The sequence below is a fragment of the Sphingomonas sp. genome, assembly GCF_017744835.1.
GTDB lineage: Bacteria > Pseudomonadota > Alphaproteobacteria > Sphingomonadales > Sphingomonadaceae > Sphingomonas.
This window is the reverse complement of the sequence record NZ_JAGIAM010000001.1, coordinates 456,323-478,617: the sequence shown is the minus strand read 5'-3', so window position 1 is coordinate 478,617 and position 22,295 is coordinate 456,323. Positions and strand designations below refer to the sequence as shown.

General features: G+C 63.9%; 19 protein-coding genes, 1 tRNA gene and 1 pseudogene. 7 read left to right on the top strand and 14 right to left on the bottom strand.

Annotated elements, in window-relative coordinates:
• Window positions 1-451 precede the first annotated feature (451 nt).
• From J7500_RS02200 to J7500_RS02190, 3 genes and pseudogenes are all read left to right on the top strand, one after another.
• Window positions 452-1,360: pseudogene (locus J7500_RS02200) on the top strand (ArdC family protein).
• Window positions 1,357-1,584 carry a sigma factor-like helix-turn-helix DNA-binding protein gene (locus tag J7500_RS02195; RefSeq protein ID WP_294059632.1) on the top strand — a complete coding sequence of 76 codons (228 nt, stop codon included), beginning with the start codon at window positions 1,357-1,359 and terminating at the stop codon, window positions 1,582-1,584. The pseudogene J7500_RS02200 and the gene J7500_RS02195 overlap by 4 nt, the downstream one beginning before the upstream one ends.
• 70 nt (window positions 1,585-1,654) lie before the next feature.
• Window positions 1,655-2,560: a HEPN domain-containing protein gene (locus tag J7500_RS02190; protein ID WP_294059631.1), complete on the top strand. Its 906-nt coding sequence runs from the start codon at window positions 1,655-1,657 to the stop codon at window positions 2,558-2,560.
• A gap of 33 nt (window positions 2,561-2,593) precedes the next feature.
• Here the strand turns inward: J7500_RS02190 and J7500_RS02185 are convergent, their stop codons facing one another.
• The 3 genes from J7500_RS02185 to J7500_RS02175 form a co-directional block, all read right to left on the bottom strand.
• Complete coding sequence (locus tag J7500_RS02185) at window positions 2,594-3,100, bottom strand: MucR family transcriptional regulator (protein ID WP_294059628.1); 507 nt, start codon at window positions 3,098-3,100, stop codon at window positions 2,594-2,596.
• 91 nt (window positions 3,101-3,191) lie between these two features.
• Window positions 3,192-3,416 carry a conjugal transfer protein TraD gene (locus tag J7500_RS02180; RefSeq protein ID WP_294059626.1) on the bottom strand — a complete coding sequence of 75 codons (225 nt, stop codon included), beginning with the start codon at window positions 3,414-3,416 and terminating at the stop codon, window positions 3,192-3,194.
• Window positions 3,417-3,435: 19 nt separating this feature from the next.
• Window positions 3,436-3,756, bottom strand: a complete 321-nt coding sequence (locus J7500_RS02175; protein WP_294059624.1) for a conjugal transfer protein TraD — start codon at window positions 3,754-3,756, stop codon at window positions 3,436-3,438.
• Between the two features lie 170 nt (window positions 3,757-3,926).
• Here J7500_RS02175 and traA point away from each other — a divergent pair, with 170 nt between their 5' ends.
• Both traA and J7500_RS02165 read left to right on the top strand, forming a co-directional pair.
• Complete coding sequence (gene traA, locus J7500_RS02170; RefSeq protein WP_294059622.1) at window positions 3,927-6,812, top strand: Ti-type conjugative transfer relaxase TraA; 2,886 nt, start codon at window positions 3,927-3,929, stop codon at window positions 6,810-6,812.
• Window positions 6,813-7,123: 311 nt separating this feature from the next.
• The gene (locus tag J7500_RS02165; RefSeq protein ID WP_294059620.1) at window positions 7,124-7,318 is read left to right on the top strand and encodes a hypothetical protein; all 195 of its coding nucleotides are present in this window, start codon (window positions 7,124-7,126) and stop codon (window positions 7,316-7,318) included.
• A 239-nt stretch (window positions 7,319-7,557) separates the two neighbouring features.
• Here the strand turns inward: J7500_RS02165 and J7500_RS02160 are convergent, their stop codons facing one another.
• From J7500_RS02160 to J7500_RS02145, 4 genes are all read right to left on the bottom strand, one after another.
• Window positions 7,558-8,340: a hypothetical protein gene (locus J7500_RS02160; RefSeq protein ID WP_294059619.1), complete on the bottom strand. Its 783-nt coding sequence runs from the start codon at window positions 8,338-8,340 to the stop codon at window positions 7,558-7,560.
• Window positions 8,337-9,905, bottom strand: coding sequence for an AAA family ATPase (locus tag J7500_RS02155; protein WP_294059616.1), 1,569 nt, complete (start codon window positions 9,903-9,905; stop codon window positions 8,337-8,339). The genes J7500_RS02160 and J7500_RS02155 overlap by 4 nt, the downstream gene beginning before the upstream one ends.
• A complete protein-coding gene (locus J7500_RS02150; protein WP_294059615.1) occupies window positions 9,895-11,514 on the bottom strand; it encodes a restriction endonuclease subunit S in 1,620 nt (539 codons plus the stop codon). Before J7500_RS02150 ends, J7500_RS02155 begins: the two co-directional genes overlap by 11 nt.
• A gap of 89 nt (window positions 11,515-11,603) precedes the next feature.
• Complete coding sequence (locus J7500_RS02145) at window positions 11,604-13,061, bottom strand: class I SAM-dependent DNA methyltransferase (protein WP_294059613.1); 1,458 nt, start codon at window positions 13,059-13,061, stop codon at window positions 11,604-11,606.
• Between the two features lie 515 nt (window positions 13,062-13,576).
• Between J7500_RS02145 and J7500_RS02140 the strand changes: the two genes are divergently transcribed.
• Window positions 13,577-16,873, top strand: coding sequence for a DEAD/DEAH box helicase family protein (locus tag J7500_RS02140; RefSeq protein WP_294059611.1), 3,297 nt, complete (start codon window positions 13,577-13,579; stop codon window positions 16,871-16,873).
• A gap of 398 nt (window positions 16,874-17,271) precedes the next feature.
• On the opposite strand, the gene J7500_RS02135 is transcribed toward J7500_RS02140, so the two are convergent.
• From J7500_RS02135 to J7500_RS02115, 5 genes are all read right to left on the bottom strand, one after another.
• A tRNA-Arg gene (locus J7500_RS02135) sits at window positions 17,272-17,348 on the bottom strand.
• Between the two features lie 60 nt (window positions 17,349-17,408).
• A complete protein-coding gene (locus J7500_RS02130) occupies window positions 17,409-17,789 on the bottom strand; it encodes a DUF6491 family protein (RefSeq protein WP_294059610.1) in 381 nt (126 codons plus the stop codon).
• A gap of 4 nt (window positions 17,790-17,793) precedes the next feature.
• Complete coding sequence (nth, locus tag J7500_RS02125) at window positions 17,794-18,468, bottom strand: endonuclease III (RefSeq protein WP_294059608.1); 675 nt, start codon at window positions 18,466-18,468, stop codon at window positions 17,794-17,796.
• Window positions 18,465-19,193, bottom strand: coding sequence for a 4-hydroxy-tetrahydrodipicolinate reductase (gene dapB / locus J7500_RS02120; RefSeq protein ID WP_294059606.1), 729 nt, complete (start codon window positions 19,191-19,193; stop codon window positions 18,465-18,467). The genes nth and dapB overlap by 4 nt, the downstream gene beginning before the upstream one ends.
• A 40-nt stretch (window positions 19,194-19,233) precedes the next feature.
• Window positions 19,234-19,587: a hypothetical protein gene (locus tag J7500_RS02115; protein ID WP_294059605.1), complete on the bottom strand. Its 354-nt coding sequence runs from the start codon at window positions 19,585-19,587 to the stop codon at window positions 19,234-19,236.
• A 77-nt stretch (window positions 19,588-19,664) separates the two neighbouring features.
• Between J7500_RS02115 and J7500_RS02110 the strand changes: the two genes are divergently transcribed.
• Complete coding sequence (locus J7500_RS02110; RefSeq protein WP_294059603.1) at window positions 19,665-20,366, top strand: NAD-dependent deacylase; 702 nt, start codon at window positions 19,665-19,667, stop codon at window positions 20,364-20,366.
• Here J7500_RS02110 and J7500_RS02105 read toward each other — a convergent pair.
• Both J7500_RS02105 and era read right to left on the bottom strand, forming a co-directional pair.
• Window positions 20,363-21,241 (bottom strand): PhzF family phenazine biosynthesis protein, encoded by an 879-nt coding sequence (locus tag J7500_RS02105; RefSeq protein ID WP_294059600.1) that lies wholly within the window; start codon window positions 21,239-21,241, stop codon window positions 20,363-20,365. The two genes, J7500_RS02110 and J7500_RS02105, sit on opposite strands and share 4 nt — an antisense overlap.
• Window positions 21,238-22,149 (bottom strand): GTPase Era, encoded by a 912-nt coding sequence (gene era / locus J7500_RS02100; protein ID WP_294059597.1) that lies wholly within the window; start codon window positions 22,147-22,149, stop codon window positions 21,238-21,240. The genes J7500_RS02105 and era overlap by 4 nt, the downstream gene beginning before the upstream one ends.
• Window positions 22,150-22,295 lie beyond the last annotated feature (146 nt).

Genomic DNA, 22,295 nt, shown 5'->3' with positions numbered 1-22,295 from the left:
GACATCTATTGCGCGTACACTGACGGACTGCTCCGCAGTCGCCAGAGGCCGCGGCGCCTTTGCTTCCCGCGTGGCACGCTCGATCCGGCCGGAGGGCGCGGCGGCGGCTGGCTCCCCGGCCCGCGCGCACGCCGCCGCTTGGGTCCGGCGGATTCGAGGGTGCTGCCTTTGATGCGGCTCCTGGCGGAGCCCGAGCGCTTTCGCGCTGGTCGCTGCGGTCGCCGCGCTTGTGCGCGGCGGCGTTTGCCTCCGGCACTCGATCTGGCGGGGTGGGCGTCGCTGCCCTCTAGTCCCGCCGCGGCGTGCCGCAAGCTGCGCTGCGCGCAGCTCCTCCTCTTCGTTGCGGCCCTCCGGGTGCGGCCCGCCTCTGCCGGCGGGACTGCCGGTCCGCTCCTGCCGCCCACCCCGCCATTCCGGCGCCGGTTGCGGTGGTTTGGAAGGAGTGAAGGAGATGACCGCGAGGACCGAGAACCGTCAGAGCCTCTATGCCGAGGTGACCGCCCGGGTGATTGCCGAGCTGGAAGAGGGGCGGCTGCCTTGGGTGCAGCCTTGGGATGCAGCCATGTGCGATTGCGCCATGCCGGCGAACGCCGTGACCGGGCGGCGTTATTCGGGGATCAACGTGCTGATCCTGTGGGCGGCCGTTATCGAGGGCGGCTATCCGACCCAGCGCTGGCTGACCTATCGACAGGCACAGGCGGCGGGCGGCAATGTCCGCAGGGGCGAGCGGGGGACCACCATCTGCTATGCGGATCGCTTCACGCCGAGGGACGAAGCCGAGCGCGCGCGCGACGAGGACCGCGAGGCGCGCCAGCTCGCCTTTCTCAAGCGCTTCACCGTGTTCAACATCGACCAGTGCGAGGGGCTGCCCGAGCGGCTCATGCCGGAGCCTGGCGCGGAGCTGATCGACGATGCTGACCGGGTGCCGGCGGCGCATGCGCTGATCGAGGCGAGCGGAGCCGACTTCCGGATCGGCGGGGGCGAGGCCTATTACAGCCCGAGCGGCGATTATGTCGCCGTGCCGCCGCAGCTGGCATTTCGTTCGCGGATCAACTGGTACCGCACCGCGCTGCACGAGCTGGGGCACTGGACCGGGCACACGTCGCGGCTGGGCCGCGATCAGTCCGGGGCATTCGGCAGCGCCAGCTATGCCCGCGAGGAGCTGGTTGCCGAAATGGCGAGCGCCTTCACCTGCGCCTCGCTCTCGATCCGCCCGACGGTGCGGCATGCCGACTATATCGCCAGCTGACTGGCGGTGCTGCGCGGTGATGAAAAGGCAATCTTCCGCGCCGCAAGTGCTGCCAGCAAGGCGGCCGACTATCTGCTGGCGTTCGTGTCCGGCGAGGAGGCAGCGGCATGAGGTGCGACCCTGAACTGCGGCGCATCAGGCGCGCCATTGCCAGGCTGCCGCACGCGCAGCGAATGGTCTTCGAGGCAGCACGCTTTGAGGACCTCAAGAATGAGGAAATCGCCGAGCGCATGGGACTCGAGGTCGCCGAAGTGGAGGCCCTGCTCGTCAAGGCGCTCGGCAGCATATTCCGCGTGATGGATGCGCCGCCGCGACCCTGGTGGCGCTTCTGGTGACTGGCGACCGCGTGGGGCAGTCCCCACGCGGTTGTCCTTTGCCCCGATGCTCGGATAGGATCATTTCCGGATGCGCACCGAAACCGACCATCTGCCGGAGCGGCAACAGCGCGAACTCGAGCGCGTGCGCGACATTCTTCTCGAGGAATTCGACAAGGCGATTTCGACCGCGACCAAGCCGCACCGCAGGGGCGGGAAGGTGCTCAAGATCGTCCTGTTCGGCTCCTATGCCCGGGGCGATTGGGTCGATGAGCCGGCGAACGGCTATCAGTCCGACTTCGACCTGCTGATCGTCGTCAGCCACGAGGACCTGACCGACATCGCCGGCTATTGGTACATCGCCGAGGATCGGATCGCGCGCGACGCCGCGATCGGCCGGCCAGTCAACATCATCGTCCATTCGCTCGACGAGGTGAACCGCGGCCTCGTTCGCGGCGAGTATTTCTGGACCGACATCGCGCGCGACGGTGTCCTGCTCTACGAGCTTCCTTGCCATCCGCTTGCGACACCCAAGCCGCTCACCGCTGCCGACGCACACCGGATGGCTTCTGAATATTTCGGGGAATGGCTGGAGAGCGCGAACCGCTTCTTCGTGAACGCGCAGGAAAATATTGAGCGAGGGTGGAGCAAGGAGGCGGCGTTCTTGCTGCACCAAGCCGCCGAACGCCTCTACATCTGCTTCCTGCTCGTGCGGACGCTCTATTTCCCGCGCTCACACAACATCAAGTTCCTGCGCTCGCTGGCCGAGGACAAGGAGCCCAGGCTGGTGGACGCATGGCCGCGCGAAACCAAGGCGGATCGCGCACGCTTCGAGCGCCTGAAGCGCGCCTATGTCGAGGCCCGCTATTCCGCGAGCTACGCGATCACCGCCGAGGATCTCGACGCGCTTGCAGCATCGGTGGCGAGACTTCGCGATATCGTGGCCGCGGTCTGTGCCGAACGGCTCGCGGAACTGAAGGCCGCAGCCGAAAAATAGTGCGCGCCGCGCGGATGCGCGGCGCGCTCGTCGTCAGTTTGCCGGAGTGGTCTTGCGCCGTGAAGCCTTCGGCTTCGGCGCCGCGTTGGCAGTCGCCACCCGTGCCCCGCGACCTTTGGCGCCAAGTCCGATCTTGTGCGCCATCGCGCGGCGCGCTTCCGAATAGCTGGGTGCGACCATCGGATAATCGGGCTTCAGATTGTAGCGCACGCGATATTCCTCCGGCGTGAGGCCATGCGTGGAGAGATGTCGGCGCAGCGTCTTGTAGGGCTTGCCGTCGATCATCGAGATGATGTGATCCCTCGAGGCCAGTGATTTGCGCACGGATACTGCCGGCGTGAATTCGGTGTCCGCCGCCGCGTCCTGACCGGCCGGTGCCGGAGCACCGGCGCCACCTGCGAGTTCGGTGACGGTCGCGTGCATCGTTCGAAGGAATGCCGGCACGTCTTCGGCCGCGACGCGGTTGTTCTGGTTGCCGAGCCACGCGATCGTGAGTTCGGTGGCAAGTTCGACAGCGTTCAGCGAATTCTCGTCCGGCATAGAACGACCCTTTATTGATGAGACGTGCCGGTAAAGATCATCTGATCTATTCCACCGCACACTAAAGTCATGTCCGATTGCTTCGCCGGAATCAACGCAAGTTCTTGTCGGTGATTTCTCCATTGAATGCGCGCCGTCCTCGCCGCGCCCATAAGGCAAGCGCCTGATCTCGCTTCTCGCTTCGAAGCGTCGCTGCTCCCTCGAGAAGAAGCCCAAAAAGGACCGCGCGATCATCGTCGGTCAGCGCCACCAGATCGGCTTTGACGACGAGGCCGCCAAGCTCGATCAGCTGCCGCGTCCTTTCGCGGCGCTTCACGACCCAGGCCCTTTTATCGTCACGCGCGATCCTCGCCTGCCTGCGGTGGCGTTCCGCCGCCGCTCGCCGCAGCGCCGCGGCTGTCGCGGCGAGCGCCGCCGCCAGCGCTGACCGCCCGCTGAAAGAAGGCGGCGCCGCGCTTGCGCCAGGCCTCCCGGATCGCGGCGTCGCCCGTTTCGGCCGCGCTCAGCAGCGCGCCTGCCAATTGCTCCATCGGCAGCGTGTCGGCACGACAGGCGATCACCAGATCGCCGAGCTGCTGGACCCGGCGTTCCTTGAGCCGCCTGGCCTTGTCGTCGAGCGCTTTCAGTTCCGCGTCATAGTCTCTGGGCTTGCGCATGATCTGTCCTCCTGGCTCGATGAGGACAGATCAGTTATCGTGCGTATCGATCAGCGCCAATGCCCTGAAATCTCTTGGCACGACCGCGTCCCGAAGAAGATGAAATCTTTCGAGGGCGCGCTTATACGTCGTGCCGACGTCGCTCATGAAGTGTAGATGGTTTGAGCGTCATGGCGATCTACCACTTCTCTGCCAAGATCATCTCCCGCGCCAACGGATCGTCCGCGCTGGCGTCTGCCGCCTACCGCTCGGCGTCGCGGCTCTATGACGAGCGGCTCGGCCGCCACCACGATTTCTCGAACAAGGCCGGTGTCGTTCACTCCGAAGTGATGCTGCCGGACGGCACACCCGAGCAGCTCTGCGATCGCGAGAAGCTGTGGAATGCGGTCGAGGCGGCCGAGCTGCGCAAGGACGCGCAGCTTGCGCGGGAGATAGAGTTCGCGATTCCCCGCGAGCTGGACAGGCAAGAGGGTATCCGCCTGGCGCGCGAGTTCGTCGAACGGGAGTTCGTCGCGCAAGGAATGATCGCCGACCTCAATGTGCATTGGGACGTCGGCGCCGATGGCGAGCCCAAGCCACACGCACATGTGATGCTCACTCTGCGCGACGTCGATGAAAACGGCTTCGGCAAGAAGAACCGAGACTGGAACCGCACCGACCTGCTGGAGAAATGGCGCGAGCGCTGGGCCGAGCACGTCAACACGCGGCTGGCTGAACTTGATATCGATGCGCGGGTCGATCATCGCTCGCTGGAGGCGCAGGCCATCGACCTCGAGCCGCAGCATAAGATCGGCCCGGCCGCCGCCCGGTTGGCGGAGCAGGGGCTCGCCTCCGAGCGGTTGGAAGAGTACCACGCGATTGCACGCGCCAATGGCGAGAAGCTGCTGGCGAACCCGGCGCTCGCGCTTGATGCGATCACCCGCACCCAGGCAACATTCACCACGCGCGACCTTGCGATGTTCGTGCATCGCCACAGCGACGGGAAGAACCAGTTCGACCAGGTGATGGCTGCGGTGAAGGCGGCACCCGAGCTGATGCGGCTGGGCAAGGACGGCCGCGGCGAAGACCGGTTCACGTCGCGCGATATGCTGGACACCGAGCAGCGGCTCGAACGCGCGACCGGACGGCTCGCGATGCGCCATCATCATGGTCTTTCGGCGGAGGCGATCGACCGTGCGATCGTCTCCGCCGGAGGTGGCGGCCTGGTCCCGGGGGAGGAGCAGCGGGTCGCCCTCGAGCGCGTACTCGGCGGCTCCGATCTTGCCATCGTCGTCGGCTATGCCGGTACGGGCAAATCGGCCGTGCTGGGCATTGCGCGCGATGGGTGGGAGCGCGCCGGCTACTGCGTCCAGGGCGCGGCGCTTTCTGGCATCGCAGCCGAGAATCTCGAAGCAGGTTCCGGCATCGCGTCGCGCACGCTTGCGAGCCTCGAACATCAATGGGCGCGCGGCGAAAACCTTCTCTCGTCAAGTTACATCCTTGTAATCGACGAGGCCGGGATGATCGGGACGCGGCAGATGGAACGCGTCATTGGCGAGGCCGAGAGGCGCGGCGCCAAGGTTGTGCTGGTCGGCGATCCCGAGCAGCTCCAGGCGATCGAGGCGGGGGCGGCGTTCCGTGCGGCTGCCGAGCGTCACGGCAGCATCGAGATCACCCACGTTCGGCGCCAGCATGAAGAGTGGCAGCGCGACACGACGCGGCAACTGGCCACCGGCAGAACTGGCGAAGCGATCCATGCCTATGATCAGGCGGGACACGTCCATGCCGCGGATACGCGGGAGGCAGCACGTGTGGAGCTTGTCGAGCGCTGGGATCGCGATCGGTCTACCGCTCCGGACGAGAACCGGATCATCCTCACGCACACGCGCGGCGAAGTCGAAGCGCTCAATCGGCTCGCCCGCGCGCGATTGCGCGAGGCGGGGCAGATCGGCGGCGAGGTGGAGATCGGAACTGTGCGAGGCGCCCGACAATTCGCGCCCGGGGACCGTGTCATGTTCCTCAGGAACGAGCGCGCTCTTGGGGTGAAGAACGGATCTTTGGGCAAGATCGAGAGCATCAACGCGGCTCGCATGGCTGTGGTGCTCGATGACGGCCGCGCGGTTGCGTTCGATCTGAAGGATTATGCCGCGGTCGATCACGGCTATGCCTCGACCATCCACAAGGCGCAGGGCGTGACCGTTGATCGCGCCTATGTGCTGGCGACGCCAGGGCTCGATCGCCACGCGGCCTATGTCGCGCTCTCGCGGCATCGGGATGCGGTGGAGCTGTATTATGGCCGCGACGATTTCGCCGATCAGGCAAAATTGGTCCGCGTGCTCTCGCGCGAGCGCGCCAAGGACATTGCCTCGGATTATGCGCGCGACTTTGCCGAGCGGCGGCAGATCGTGTTGCCGATGCCGACGTTGGAGAGGACCGTCCTACCGCAGGAACGAGACCAGTTCGCCGGGCTGAAGCTTTTCACGTCCGGGCCGGAACACGCCGTGCGGCCCCGGGCAATGGGACTCGATCCCGCAACGGTGCCGCCGGCTGCCGTAAGCCGTCACGCGCAAATCGTGCGCTCCATGCGGTTCGCGCAAACCATCGGCGAGCCTTACACCGAGGAGCAACGCCAGCAGCTGGCGGCCAGCCGCACGGCGTTGAACACGATCAGACCTCATGCGGCGCTTGATCTCGAGACGGCGTTTTCGAATGAGCTGGGGTTGATCCGTGAGGCGGCTGAGGGACGGACCAAGGCCACAATCCGCGCCATGCAATTGGAAGGCCAGCTTCGCGCCGATCCGCAACTCAGAGCCGATACCTTCGTGCAGCGCTGGCAGGCGCTGGATCGGCAGCGCCGTTTGCTTTTGCGGGATGGTGAAACAACCCGCGCCAACGCAATGGGCGACCGCATGATTGGCATGGCGAAGCGTCTCGAACGCGATCCGCAGGTCGAGTCGATCTTGCGCAATCGCCGGGCGCAGCTTGGCCTGCCGGAGGTGCCGGGACGAAGTGTCGGCCAAAGCCTGGCCGATCTCGTCGGACGGGGACGAAGCCGCGGGCTCGGCATCGGCATGTGAGCAGGTCGGCTTATCGAGTGATATTTTTTACCTCCGCTGACAGACACGTCCGATGTGACGAACTGCAACGCGTGTTGGTGCCCGCGTCCGCTCTCGCCCCACTTGCGGACATTGAGCGATTTGCGACGATAGTGAGGGTGAGGGTCCTCGGTAAGGTCAGCCAAGTCGGCTTAGTCCTGCTCGCCGGATGCGATTTCATTGAGCCGAGAACCACGTTTGTAATCGCGTCAGCTGATCGGCCGGTGCAATCTGCCACGTTGAGATTTTGCCGCGAGCTTTATCCCTTGATCGATGTTGGCGGGCGTCGGCAAGTGGCCATCAAAGTCACGGAGGAAGATTGCGACAACAGCGTATCCGCCGTGCTGAGTGATGGCCGGGGCGTCGTATGCCGGATCGGCTATGTCAGCGGTGGGGGCTTTCCAAGGCAGGTGCTGTTTCACATCGAAGGTGCCTCGTGCCGAACAGAGGAAGTGTATGGCAACACCGAGAACCCGAGCGGCAGTTAACCACCAATTCTGGCCATCCCCGTGCGGGAAGAGGACGCCAAAAGCTGCCGAGCTGCAGACATTTGCTTAGCAATCGCTTCTGCTCTGACCCTTGTCCGCACACCTCTGGAGATGTGTCATTGAAATCTTTTGGAGCAGGTACGAGCACTTGCGCTGGATAAGATCGAAGTGGTTGTGAAGCATCATGAAAACTGTCCGGTCTCGACCTCTAGTGGCAACAACATCGTTACGAGACATTACTATAAGGACCGCGCGACTTCTTTCGCAAGTCGCACGATCATCTCTGCATTTAGCTCCTTAGCGCAAGCCCAAGCCGTAGCCGTGAACTCAGACGTCTCATCGTAAAGATCATCCAAATCTCTGCAGAGATCTTTCAGTCGATCGCCGGCGTCGGTGTTGTTCTGGTGGCGCTGGGCTTCGATGATGCCGCGCAGATCTTTCAACCGGCGTTCGCAACTGCGCCATGTGTGGCGGCGGCCTTCGCAGAGTTTCTCCGTATCAAGATCGAGCAGTTTGACCGACAGCTTGACCCTTAGTGCCGACAGCGGGTCTCGAGGATCGGCACAAGTCGGCTCGCCAGCTCCATTGAAGGTGAGAAGGTCCGGATCGCCCCACTGAGTGGGATCTAGCAGAAGGGGAACCTCCAGAGCGGTCGAGGGGCTGGCGGCGGTGGCTCGGGTGGTTTCATCGTTCAGCGGAAAATCGTTGGATTTGGCGATATTGGGCATGCCGCCGCACAGGCGCATGTTCCTCCAGTCGAAGGCGAGCCAAGGATACAAGCTCTTGGGGCGGTAGTGGTCAACGTGCCAGTAGGAAACCCGGTCCTTGGCTTCCGAGTACCAGCATTTCCCCGAGGATAGGCCTTCCAGGACCGGCTTCAGGTCGCTCCAAATCTCGCTTCGACTGGCGATGTAAGCATTCGCCTCTTCGCCGGATTTCTGCGCCGCCGTGCTCGCGGCGGTGTTGGCCCTAGCCTGCCAAGCCGCCTCGATCGCGCCCGCGGGATAGTTTATGTATTTCACCGAAGACCCTCAACGATCTCCTGCATGAAGCGGTTCTGCGCTTCGACCTCTTCAGGCGTGTAAGGGCCGCGCCCTCCTTGGTCAGCCCTATGCATGGAACGCAGGAAGTCTTCGAAAGCGGGATTGCCGCTCTGGTAAGCGAGCCCGAGGGAGTCCAGCTTGTTGTTCAGCGCAAACAGATCGGCCTCTTCGAGCTCGGTGCGTGTCGGCAGGGCGAGCAGTGCGTTACGATCGTCGACCAGCTTTTGGGTTTCGGCATCCAGTGTCGTCGCCATGCCAAAGATCTGGCGCAGCACACCTGACACGCCGAGCCCTTTCGGGTCGACAGCAGGCTGCGCCGCCTTCACCTCGTTGTCGCGCCCCCTAAACAGCACCTGGACCTGGGACTTCTCAAGGCCAGCGATCGTCAGAGGATCGTGGCTCGTCATTACGACGTGGCAATTTTCGTTGCGGCCAGCGACCTCCTTAATGAAACTCAGGTAGTTCCATTTCCACGCCGGGTTCAGATGGGTGTCCGGCTCGTCGAGCAGGAAAAGCGACTCGTCATGGGCGGCGAAGCGCATCATCCCCAAGACACTGAGCAACTGCTTCTCGCCGTCGCTGATCTCGTGAAACGGAATGGCCTCCGAAGCACCTTCCCGCGTGACCCAGATCCGGATAGTCCGGACGAGGTCTGACAGGTCGAGGGTTTCGAGATAGGCGAAGAAGGTCTGCTCGTCGCGAAACGGCGCGGCGAGTGACCTGAGCGCCTGCTCGTCCCTCAGATAGATGTAGATCTGCTCCTCGGACGCCCCTGCCCGGCGATAGTCCTCGGAAACGCTTTCCTTGTGTCGGATGGGCGTGAGCGAATGGGTCCAAAGTCCATCCAGCAGCTTGCGCACAATGCCCCGGGCGTACCAGAATCGGCTGTCCGACTTGGCCAGAGCCTCGCCGACGGGCTTCCGCTTGCCCCATTCGGCCCGGCGGAGCGTGAGCAGAGCGGAATCGAACTGACCGACGCCCAAATGTCGTTTGAGAAACGCCTGCGCTTCGTTGTCGGCAAAGGCGAAATAGGTCAGGAGGGCTAACGCGCCGTAGCGTTCCCTGACGTAAAAGAGCCGTCGCAGGGAGGACGTTCTCGGGTCCAATTTTTCATCGGCACCGACTTCGATGGCCGCGTCGTAGAAGCGGCGCTGCGGCGGGTCGAAGATGGTGCGCAGCCGGTCGGACTCGCCTGAGTAATACCCAAAAACGTGGTTCGGCAGGAAATCGCTGTCTCGCGCGCGGATCACACTCATGGGTGTCGGCTTGCCATCGATCGTCGCGATAGTGCTCGCCACATCTGAATGCCGATGGTCGATCCGGACCTTGCGGCCCTTGCATTGGTAAGTGATGTCGTAGGCGAAATCAGTTTCGCGGCGAGGATCGTCGAGATCTCGGAAGATCGTCGCTAAGGCTTCCAACACGTTGGACTTGCCGGTCCCGTTCTGTCCAATGATCACGGTTTCCAAGCGAGACGCATCAAAATCGAGATGGACATCGCGAAGGTTCTTAAAGTTTCGAACAGCGAGATGGTCAATGCGCAAGCAGCCTCTCCTTGTCACTCGACTCGGTCAGGCGACCCGCCGCAAGTTCATCCCGGATTCGCCGGTAAAAGATGTCAATTGGAAGACCGCTCAACTTCCAAAGCGCGTCCGCGGCTATCGAGCCGCCGGCCTCGCGTACCGCAGCGATGATCTGATCTGGTGTCATGACAGGATCCGGGGTTTGTTGGATTGTAGGAGGGGCCAAATTCGTACGCCGTTTCGGTTTCGAACGCTTGCGTTCGACTTCGAGCGCGAGACGATCTGCTGCGATGTCATCGAGAAGGGATCGGGCGGAGGCACTTGAGGCCGAACTCGCGATGCCAAGGGCACCCGACATCGCCTGAGTGATGGTACGGACGACGAGGTCGTCCGCTACGCCTATGGCGCGAGAGGCCTCGGACTCCAGCATATCGGCGCGGTAGAGTAACCGCTTGATGCGGCTTGTGATGGCCTGCTGCTCCTCGATCGGCGGCAAGGCGATATGAAGAGCGCGCAGCTCTGGAAAATAGATTGTCGTGTGAGTCGACCCTCTGCCGAAGCGACGGATGCCCTTTCCTTCGGCCATCAGGGCGTAAAGCAGATACTCTGGCATCAGCGCCGGTGAGCAGGTCCACGTCACGAAGTCCTGGCTGGTCGCCATAGGTCGACCAAGCATGGTGACGTAGCCAACGGACGCTGTGCGCGACATACATACGGTCCGGGTCGGAAGTATTCGCGCGGATGAGCCATCTAGGCCGGCGGCCGTGATGGTCTGCGCGGTCCGGTCGATGACAGTACCGTGATGTTTGCGGGCGTCGCGAATGCCGAGCCAAGGGACATCTCCATCCCAATACTCCGGGTGTCGCCGGCTCGGCGTGTGACCGGTTTCCTGGCGCGCCAATCGCAGTAGGGGCGTCCATCGCCAACCTTCTGGCAAAGGCGTTCCAGGATCATTGACGGCGATCCCCGCCTGGCCTGCCATCCGCGTGTCCGTTGGCTTGCGTCCACCCGGCGCCTGGGCCGGTGCTGGGATCCGCTCGAGAAGGGCATCGACGGTCTCGACGTCGGTGGCTGTTTCTCGCCATCGCGCCGTTAGCTGGCCGGTCACGCCGGCCTTTAGACCGCTCACCTTCAGCGCATTCGCCGCCCTCAGCGCAAGATGCGCTTCCGACTTGGCGTTCTCTGACCGTGCCATGACAGTCCGGATTCTTTCGACCAGCGCTGCCTGCATATCTTCGGGCGGAAGGGGTAGGGGCGCGGCTCGGAGGACAGCGAGGTTGATCCGAATTCTTCCCACGCCCTTGCCGTGCTCTGAGAAATATCGCGCGAGCGGCGGACTGTTGAGCCAGAACATAATGAGTTGGGCGTCGACGCGTGGGTGAAGCCTTGAGCGGAAGCAATCGGCTTTCACGATCGCGGACCCGAGATTCTCAGGCACGAGGCAGGACCGGCCGAGCGGGTCCCCCAAAGCAGCCGTCAATATGTCTCCAGCCACAGCTTCGTGCCGGCGCAGTTCGGGAAATCTGCGAACATCCACATAGGCTTTGTCCGTGTCGTTAAACGTAGCGACGTTGATGTTGTTAAGCCGGATCACCCGGCAGCCTTGCGAGGTATAGTCGCTAGACTTCAACGCGCTTCCGAACGGGCCGTCGACTATTGCGCCGGGCGCCGGGTGGAGGAGGTCTTCAAGAGTGCACGTCGCCCAGTCAGCCGGCAGCGTCATTCCGGGTCATCCCAAGCCGCGTTATCATCTCCCAGTTCGTCGATGAGCGATCGGATCTCGCCCAAAGCGGAGACAAGATGGCGTTCTACGACGGCGGCGACGGCATCGGGAGACGCCGATTGGAGCGCCTCATCCTCGCTTTCATCCTCATTCAGCCAAACGATGTAGAGGTCGTCGCCTCGTTCCGCGATTGCCTGACGTGTGAACCGGCGGAATCGACCGTTTGGCCCATCCTCTTCGCGCGGTGCCCGACCAAACGGATCGTCGCCGAATGCCAAGCCGAACGCTTCGAGGCCCAAGGCGAAGCCACCTCCACTGCCTCCACTGCCCGCCTCTGCCGCTCGGAGATCGTAGATCCAGACCGCCTCCGTCGCGCTTCCCTCCGGCGGGGCCGCCGGTCGGCTGAAGAACAGCACATTGGTTCGGACCCCTTGGGCGTAGAATATTCCGGTAGGTAGGCGCAGGATCGTGTGCAGATCAAAATCCCGCATCAGCGCCTGACGTAGTGCCTTACCCTTGCCTCCCTCGAAGAGGACGTTGTCGGGAATAATGACCGCCGCCCGTCCGCCAGGAGCAAGGGCTCGCATACAGTGCTCTACAAAAGGCAACTGGAAGCTTGCAGATTTCGCAGTGATCGTAAGGTCTTCGCGAGACGACGTGCCCCCCGAAGGTCCAAAGGGGGGATTGGAGAGGATAACGTTGGCGTTTTGAAACTCGGGAGAGGCGCCGAGTTGCGATAGGGTGTCGCCCATCAGGACGTGTTCGGACTCAATCCCGTGCAGATACAGGTTCATGCAAAGCAGGCGATAGGTGTCCAGTACGTTTTCTACACCGCGCAGCGCGCTTGTGCGCTGAAAAGCCAGGGCCTCCTCTGATCCTTGCCAGCCCGCCCGCAGGGCGCGATCCGCCGCAATAAGGAATCCGCCTGTGCCCGCCGCAGGATCCTGCACGATCTCGCCAGGACGAGGCTTGAGCAGAGAGACGATGCTGTCCACCAAAACGCGAGGCGTGAAGTACTGACCTGCGCCGCGCTTGGTTTCTTCGGCATTCTTCTGGAGCAGCCCTTCATAGGCGTCACCAAAGGCATCTCGTTCGTCCGAGAACCAGTCGGACCCGTCGATAGCATCGACCAAGCGGCGTAGCGTCGCCGGGTCCCGCACAACGGTGACGGCCCCGGCGAAGACCGCCTGCATGGTCCGGCTGTGCCGTGACATGCCTAGTATCGCTAGCGTCTCGCGGTAACGGTCAAGGATCGCATCGTCGCCGCTGCCGAGTAGGTCGCTCCAGCGGTGCCCCTCCGGTATCGCTATGTTTTCGGCTTGTCGCTCAGAGGCGAGCTTGAGGAAGATTAGATAGGTGAGTTCGGTCACGTATTGGGGATAAGTCACCCCGTCCTTTCGCAGCAGACTGCAGAGTCGCCAGAGGCGGGTAACGAGGTCAGAATAGGGCGTCACGCAGATGGTCCTTGGGCCGGTACGGGCGGCTACTCTCTTCGTAGATGGTCATTCGGCTTAGCGAAAGTCGCCTTCTCACGGAGCCGTTTCTGAAATCAGGGACGGATTGCGGAACGAAGCGTCTAAGCCCAAGACATGTCACGGCATGCCGCTGAAGCCGCGCAAAAATGTGGGACGCAACGTGGGGACGAAGTTAGCTAAATCGTCCGATATGGCAGATTATCGCCATTTTCCGCTTGACGATGGTGACCCCTACGGAAGCCGAACGGCAGGAGTTGGGCCGACAGCCGACCGTCAGCTTTGAGACGGATGGGGACCGAAGGCGGACCGTCGGCTTCGTGGCCCGATCATTATCGCTGGTGGGATTGGGGCGCTAGAAGCGTTCCGTCGCGCAGTGGGCTTGCTGTCTATATCCCGGAGGGTCGCGTAGCTATTTCTCAAGCCATTGGCTATCCTTGCCTCTTGAATAGTGAGCTAACAGAGAAATAAGTTGAAGGGGCCGGGAGGAACTCGAATTGGGCCTATTTGATGACTGGAGCGGGACGCTTAAGCTGCCACCGCTTCCAGAGAGGAAACTTCGTATTGGGGGGAACACCGTTTATCAACGGGTGTTCGCCGGCGCCGATGTGCATGCGAAGATTGCTTCCTCGGAGTTTTCCAACTTCGATTTGGTTTCGACGAACCTTCCTCCTCCTTATGCGCACGTCCTGCTTCGTCGCAAGAAAGGTGCCCGCCGACCTTCGACATCGTTGCCGATCGTGAGATCACCGCAGGTTGCCGAAACGGCGTTTCCTGAAAACTTCGACATCGAATGGGAGACCTTGGGAGCGCTGGAGGCATACGCTCAAACTCCCGATGAGGTTCTGGAGGCTTGGAAGAATAAGTTTGAGTTCCGGACCGAAGACGAGGCCGCGGGATTGCCGGGCCTGCGCACGCCTCAGATCGGTGCACTACATGCGATCTCTGCGCACTTCTCGGTAGGCAGCGCATTTGAGCCTGCAACGGTGGTTCTGCCGACTGGCACAGGCAAAACCGAAACAATGCTCGCGGCGCTCGTTTATCGGCGCCTGCCTCGCGTTTTGGTGATGGTGCCGAGCGACGCGTTGCGCGGCCAGATTTCCGGGAAGTTCCTCACCCTCGGCGTTCTCCCGCTGGCTTCAGTGGTGCCACAGGAAATCGCCAAGCCTAGGGTTGCGGTTATCTCCACCGGCATTCTCTCAATTGATGAGGCGAAGGCCATCGTCGATAACGCCAACGTTATCGTGGCGCTTCCTAATTCCTTGGAGAGTTCGAACGCCGAGGCGATCGACTATCTTGCGGCTGAATGCACGGACCTGATCGTCGACGAAGCTCACCACGTCACTGCGTCGACGTGGGATCGGGTGAAGGCTCGATTCAACACTAAGCGCGTGACACAGTTTACCGCGACACCGTTCCGGCAGAATGGTGATCGCATCGATGGAAGGATCATCTTCAATTACAAGCTGGGGGACGCGCAGGCCGCTGGATATTATCGCTCCATCAACTTGGTCACCGTTGAGGAGTATGGCGAGGAGGAAGTCCGGGATCGGGCTATCGCCTCCGCGGCGATCGCGGCGCTCAGACGAGATCGCGATGAGCTAAACCTCGACCATCTGCTCATGGCGAGAACAGCATCTAAAGATCATGCCGAGCGGCTCGTCGCCCTTTATGGCGAAATGGCACCCGAGCTTCATCCTGTGCTCGTGTATTCCGGTGCCGGGCGAACGCTCGCGAACCGTGAGGCACTTACTCAGGTTCTCGATCGAGGCGACGCGGGCGCTCGCATCGTCGTTTGCGTCAATATGCTCGGCGAAGGCTTCGATCTCCCGAATCTCAAGATTGCTGCCCTTCACGACAATCACAAATCCTTGGCCATCACGCTGCAATTCATCGGCCGCTTCACGCGAAAAGGAGATCCTGCAAAGATCGGCGAAGCCACGGTTGTGACGAACATCGCCGATCCGGCAGCGGAAAGAAGGCTTGCGGCGCTTTATGCTGAAGGCGCCGATTGGGATCATCTCATCCGCCGCCTGAGCGAAGATAGGATTGAGGACGAGCTTAAGCTTCAAGATGTGGTCTTTGGGCTCCGCGAGAAAGGTGACCTGGGGTCGCAACTCTCGTTGTGGAACTTGCGGCCAGCGCTCTCCTGTCAATTCTTCGCCACCAAGTGTGAGGAATGGAACCCGCTGGCATACAAGTCCGTCCTGCCTGCGAGCGCCGAGACCTGGTACGCCTGGAGTGAGCAGGACCATACGCTGGTCGCCGTGGTGTGTCGCGCCGCCGAAGTTTCCTGGGGCAATTATCAGAATGTCCTTGATACCATCTACGACCTCGTCGTTCTTCGATGGGACGAGGGGGCAGCCGCGCTTGCACTCTATGCAAGTGACTATGACGCCATGCGCTCGGAACTCATGGCCAAGGCGGTAACCGATGACGGCACAGAGCTTGTCACTGGCACCCCGATCTTTCGCATTCTGAACAACGTCGAGCTCCCCTTGGTGAAGAGCTTGGGATCATCCCGCGTGGGAGCAATCAGCTTCACATCGTATTTCGGTCCCAACGTTACCGAAGGGCTGGCGAGCATCGAGAAAGCCGAAGCCGAACTGAACAACATGGCGTGCCTTGGCTACGAAAACGGCGACCGGGTCATCTGGGGTGGAACGCAGCGCCGAGGAAAAGTTTGGCAGCAGAAGGGGGGGTCGGTCGCAGACTGGATCACGTGGACGAAGGCGACTTGGGCGAAGGTTTCCTCCGAAGAGGAGCCTGCCAGCAACGTGCTCCAAGATTTTCTCCGTCCGATAAAGATCCCTCGGCCTTATGACTCACCGCCAATCGCCTTGCAGTGGGGAGAGCAGGCGCAGACGAGGTTGAACAACACGCAGTTCATCGTTTTCGGCGGAACGGAAATACCCGTCTTGTTAGTGGACCTCGAGCTGGCCGAACGAGCGGATGACGGACCAATTCGCTTCCGGGTTTCCAGCGAATCGATCGTCTCAGAATATGAGCTGACGATCGATGAGAGTCTCCCGGGAGGGTACAAGCACGAGCACGTTTCCGGCCCGGTTTTGCAATTCAAAAAGAACCGGACAGAAGCCATCCCATTTGAAGAGTACCTTCGGAAGGATCCCTTGATCGTCCGATATGCGGACGGCACGTACTCATATAATTGCTATCACATCCCGGCCCCCTTGAGCGCCGGTGAGTTTGATAAGGATCGCTTGGAGGCTTGGGATTGGAGCGGCATCCCGCTCAACAAGGAATCCATGGGCAAGGCCGCCGATCAGAATACGATCCAATATCGCACCTTCGAGAACATCCGTGACGAGTTTGACCTCATCATCAACGATGATGGTTCAGGAGAGGCAGCGGACCTAGTTTGCTTCAAGGATGTCGACGAAACCACCATCCGGTTAGCACTGGTGCATTGCAAAGGAGCGCACGAGGCGCGGGTGTCGCGGGACATCCGAAACTTCTACATTGTTTGCGGGCAAGCTCAGAAGAGCATCACAGCGAAGCATGCCGGTATTAAGCGCCTGTCGGACGATTTGCGGAGGCGACAGGAGACCTGGGCGAAGGAAGGCAAAACGCGCTTCCTCAAAGGCGATCAGCGCCGCCTTGCTTACTTCGCCGAGAAGGCGCGCCGGGCAAAGGTCGAGTTTGAAATGGTGCTCGTGCAGCCGGGCGGATCGGTGGCCGACATTCCGAGTGACGCGCTGAAGCTCCTAGCTACGACGGAATTGTATTTGATGAAAACGACGCAGAGTAAGTTTCGTGTTATTCTGTCGGCTTAGGCTTCGCGCTCGGCACGCTAAATTTGGCTTCCGCCCAGCAACGACCGCTTTCGGCATCGCCCGCAGACAGGCTGAATGTCTGCTATTAGGGCGCAAAGCGGCCGCGAGGCGTGCCGCATCATGTCGCAAAATCTCGCCCGACTTTTGGGGGAAAAGGGTGGGTAGCGAGCAGCGCCGGAAACGCTGTTGGTGTTAAATCAATTGGCTACGGAAAGCTTGGGGCTTCCTCCCGCGACGTCGTAACCCAACTGATAGGACGGCGCTCGGTGATCGAGATGCACCCGGTTGTTCCGGGCGAATCGTCCCGGTGCGAGTTCATTTATCGCATTTCGACCGACGACGTTTTCCGTACATTTTCCGTACGGCCGTTGTCGGATGCTGCTAAGTTATTGATTTTATGGCGCACCCGACAGGATTCGAACCTGTGGCCTCTGCCTTCGGAGGGCAGCGCTCTATCCAGCTGAGCTACGGGTGCGTGGGAAGGCCGCGTAGCAAAGCCTTGGCGCCTGCGCCAGTGCGTTTGTCGCGGGGCGGCTCAGCGTTTGGCGAGCGTCACCGGCTGGAACTTGCCCAGCCCGCAGCTCGGCCCGGGAGTCAGGCCGGGGTCGCGCAGCACGGTGATCGTGTCGAGCGAACAGAGATCGCCGGTGCTGGTCTTGTGCATGAAGCGGCCTTCGGAGCGGAGCATCGGGCACGAGCCGTCGAGCGTGTTCCGGTAGACGCGGCCGCCGGCCATGTAGAAATCGATCGTCGAATCGTCGCGCACCTTGCTCTGGCGGATGTCGCGCAGGCGGATGCACGAGACCGGATCGCCGGCCGCGGTCGCCACGGGAACGTCGGTGCGCTTGTTCTGCTCGATCGCCGAGCCGGGTGCGGCAGCGAAGAGCAGGGCGGAGGCGGCGAGCAGCAGGCGCATGGCTTCATCCTTCCGAACGGCCGCGCGGCGACTTGGCGGTGCCCGGCGGCGGAGTTTTGGGCTGGAACGCGCAAAGATCGGCGACGGGGCATCGCCAGCACTCGGGAGTCCGAGCCTTGCAGATGTATCGGCCGTGCAGGATTAACCAGTGATGAGCGTGGAGCCGGAAGGGCTGGGGCACCCGCTGATCGAGCTTCTTCTCGACCGCGAGGGGCGTCTTGCCGCGCGCGAGGCCGGTGCGGTTGCCGACGCGGAAGATGTGCGTGTCGACCGCGAAGGTCTCGGCGCCGAACGCCGTGTTCATCACGACGTTCGCGGTCTTGCGGCCGACGCCGGGGAGTTTTTCCAGCGCGTCGCGATCGGCGGGGACCTGGCCGCCATGGTCGCGGATCAGCGCTTCGGACAGGGCGATGACATTCCTGGCCTTGGTGTTGAACAGGCCGATCGTCTTGATGTGCTCCTTCAGCCCCTCCTCGCCGAGCGCGACCATCTTCTCGGGCGTGTCCACTTCGGCGAAGAGCCGGCGGGTGGCCTTGTTGACGCCGACATCGGTCGCCTGGGCGGAGAGCGCCACGGCGACGAGCAGCGTGTAATCGTTGACATATTCGAGCTCGGTCTCGGGATGCGGATTGTCCGCCGCCAGCCGCGCGAAGAACTCGACGATGTCGGCCTTCTTCAAATGCCGAGCACCTGGTCCATGGTGTAGCGGCCGGGCTTCTGCCCCGCGAGCCACAGCGCCGCGCGGACCGCGCCGCGGGCGAAGATCGCGCGGTCGTCGGCGCGGTGGGTGAGCTCGATCCGCTCGCCCTCGGTCGCGAACAGCACGGTGTGGTCGCCCACCACCGAACCGCCGCGCAGGCTCGCCATGCCGATCGTGCCGGGGGCGCGCGGCCCGGTGAGCCCGGCGCGCGCCTCGACGCCGGCCTCGGCGAGCGTGGTGCCGAGCCCGCGCGCCGCGGCCTCGCCCAGCATCAGCGCCGTGCCCGAGGGCGCATCGGCCTTGTTGCGGTGGTGCGTCTCGACCAGCTCGATGTCCCAATCGGCGCCGAGCCGGGCGGCCGCCTCGCGCACCAGCCGGGCGAGCAGGCCGATGCCGAGCGAGGTGTTGCCGGTCTGGAGCACGGCGATCTCGGCCGCGGCCTCGTCGATCAGCGCATGATGCCTGGCGCTGAGCCCGGTGGTGCCGACCACGATCGGCCTGGCCGCGCCGCGCGCCGCGGCGAGATGCGCCTCGAGCGCCGCGGGGGCGGAGAAATCGACCAGCACATCGGCCCTGGTCGCCAGCTCCGCCGGATCGCCGGTGACATCGCAGCCGCCCGCCACATGCGCGTCGAGAGAGGGGGCGACCGCTGCGATCGCCTGGCCCATGCGGCCCATGCTGCCGAAAATGCCGATGCTCGTCATGGCGCCCGCTGTGGCACAAGCCGCGCCGCGCCGGAACCGGCTATTTGGCCTGCGGGTCGTCGGCGCGTTCCGACTTGGGCTTGCGCCCGAGCGGGATGCGCAGCGTCACCATTGCCGCGGGCACGCTGACGCCGCCCACGCCGCGCTGCACGGCTTCCGCCCGGACGCTGCCGCCGCCGCGCAGGCCGAGCTCGGCCCGGGTCGGCTTCTCGCGATAGCGGTCGGTCAAAGGCTTGACGCGGAAGGCGGACTGGTCGCGCGCGCAGACGGTGATCTCGTCGCTCGCCCCCGAGCGGCTGCAGCCCCTGGGCGCGGGCGGGGGCGCATCGTCGCCGCCGGGGAAGGCCGAAGCATGATCCTGCGGGGCAAGCAGCAGCAGCGCGAGTGCGATCATCGGCGGGTCTCCCGGTCGAGCGGGGGCACTCAATCAGGGATTTGCGGCAGCGGCAGGGCAGCGGCTATCCAAGGGGCATGCGCGCAATCCGCAACATCGTCATCCTCACCGGCGCCGGCGTCTCGGCCGAGAGCGGCGTCGCGACTTTCCGCGGGCCAGGCGGGCTGTGGGAGGGCCACCGGGTGGAGGAGGTGTGCACGCCCCAGGCGCTCGCGCACGGCCCCGAGCTGGTCCATCGCTTCTACGACGAGCGGCGCGCGAAGCTGGCGAGTGTCGAGCCCAACGCGGCGCACCGGGCGCTCGCGCGGCTCGATGCCGAATGGCCGGGCGCGCTGCTGCTGGTCACGCAGAATGTCGACGACCTGCACGAGCGCGCGGGATCGCGGCGGCTGGTGCACATGCATGGGGAACTCAAATCAGCGCTGTGTGCAGCGTGCGGGATCCGCGAGCCATGGGAGGACTCGCTGCCGCCGGGCACCGAATGCCCCGACTGCGGTACGCCCGCGCTGAGGCCCGACATCGTCTTCTTCGGCGAGATGCCCTACCACATGGAGACGATCGAGCGCGCGCTGGCCGAGGCGGACCTGTTCGTCTCGATCGGGACTTCGGGCGCGGTCTATCCGGCGGCGGGGTTCGTCCGCACCGCGCGCTATCACGGCGCCGCGACGCTCGAGCTCAACCTCGACCCGTCCGAAGGCAGCCTGTGGTTCGGCGAGAGCCGGATGGGGCCGGCGGGGGTGCTGGTGCCGGCCTGGGTGGAAGCGGTGCTCGGCGGCTAGCCCTGTACCTCGCCGCGGAACATCGGGACGCAGCTTCCGCCGACGTGCGCGACGATGCCGTCGGGCGTGCGTTCGGCGGCGACTTCGATGCGACTCGGGCGGCGCATCTCGACGCCCTGGGCGACGGTGAAGCCGAGCGACTCGCCGCCGTCGAGCGCCAGCAGCAGCCCGCCGAGCGCGGCGGCGGCGCTCCCGGTCGCCGGATCCTCGAAGGTGCCGGCGATCGGCGCGAACATGCGGGCGCGCACGTCGCCACCCTCGCGCGCATAGGCGAGCAGCGAGAAGCGGCCGTGCATCCACGGCTGGAGCCCGGCGCGGAAGGCCGCGAGGCCGGGCGTGCAGCGGCCGAGCGCGTCGGGCGCGACTTCGGCGAGGATGAACCAGACGCCCATCGACGCGGCGCGCGGCACATGCGCCTCGACGCGCACGTCCTCGACTGCGATCCCCAGGCACGCCGCGACGACCGCGGGGTCGACGGCCTCGCCGAGCTGGAGCGGCTGGGGCGCGGTCAGCCGCCCGCCGCTGGGCATGCCGTCGGCGCCGGTCGCCATCGCCACGCGCACGAGCCCCGCCGGCACTTCGAGCCGCGCCTCGCCGCCCGCAACGCGGCCCATCCGCGCGAGCACATAGGCGGTGCCGATGCTCGGATGGCCGGCGAAGGGCATCTCGGCCGTGCGCGTGAAGATGCGCACGCGCGCGGTGTTGGCGGGATCGACGGGCGGCAGGACGAAGCTCGTCTCGCTGAGGTTCATCTCGGCGGCGAGCGCCTGCATTTCCTCGCCCGACAGCCCCTCGGCGTCGGTGAAGACGGCGAGCGGATTGCCGCCGAAGCGCCGCTCGGTGAAGACGTCGACGGTCTCGAAGCGATAGGTCATTCCACCCAGTCCAGTCCGATCTCGCGGTAGAGCGAGCGATCCTCTTCCCACTTGGGGTTCACCTTGACGTGCAGATAGAGGTGCACCGGCACGCCCATGATCCGCGACAGCTCGGCACGCGCGCGGGCGCCGATTTCCTTGATCCGGCTGCCGCCCTTGCCGAGTACGATCGCGCGCTGGGTCTCGCGCGCGACGAGGATCTGCTGGTGGATCTCGACCGATCCGTCTGCGCGCTCGCTGTACTTCTCGGTGTCGACTGCGCTGGCATAGGGCAGCTCGGCGTGGAGCTGGAGGTAGAGCTGCTCGCGCGTCACTTCGGCGGCGATCATCCGCTCGGTGGCGTCGGAGACCTGGTCCTCGGGGAAGTGCCAGGGGCTTTCGGGCATGCGGCCGGCGAGCGCGGCCTTGAGCTCGGCCACGCCGTCGCCGGTCTGGGCCGAGACGAACCAGGTCTCGTCGAAGCGCAGCGCTTCGTTGAGCTTCGCCGCATGACCCAGAAGCCGCGGCTTGTCGGCGACGTCGACTTTGTTGAGGATCAGGATCTTGGCCTCGGGCCGCTTGGCCAGGCTCTCGAGGATCGCGTGGACCTTGGGACCGATGCCCGCCTTGCCGTCGACCACCAGCGCGATCAGGTCGGCGCCCTCGGCGCCCTCCCAGGCGGCGGCGACCATCGCGCGGTCGAGCCGGCGCTCCGGGGTGAAGATGCCCGGCGTGTCGACGAGCAGCAGCTGCGCATCGCCTTCGATCGCGATGCCCATCAGCCGCGCGCGGGTGGTCTGCGCCTTGGGGCTGACGATCGCGACCTTCTGGCCGACGAGCGCATTGACCAGCGTCGACTTGCCGGCGTTGGGCGCGCCGACGACGGCGATCAGGCCGCAATGTTGGGTGGTGGGGGCGGGGTCGGTCATACGTCCTTCGTCTCTATTCCCCTCCCTGCAAGGGAGGGGCAAGGGGTGGGTGCGCAAAGGCGAGGCTCGATGCCTCGGCTTTGCGACGGGCGATGAACGCGCGGCTGCGCCGCGCACCCACCCCCGACCCCTCCCTTGCAGGGAGG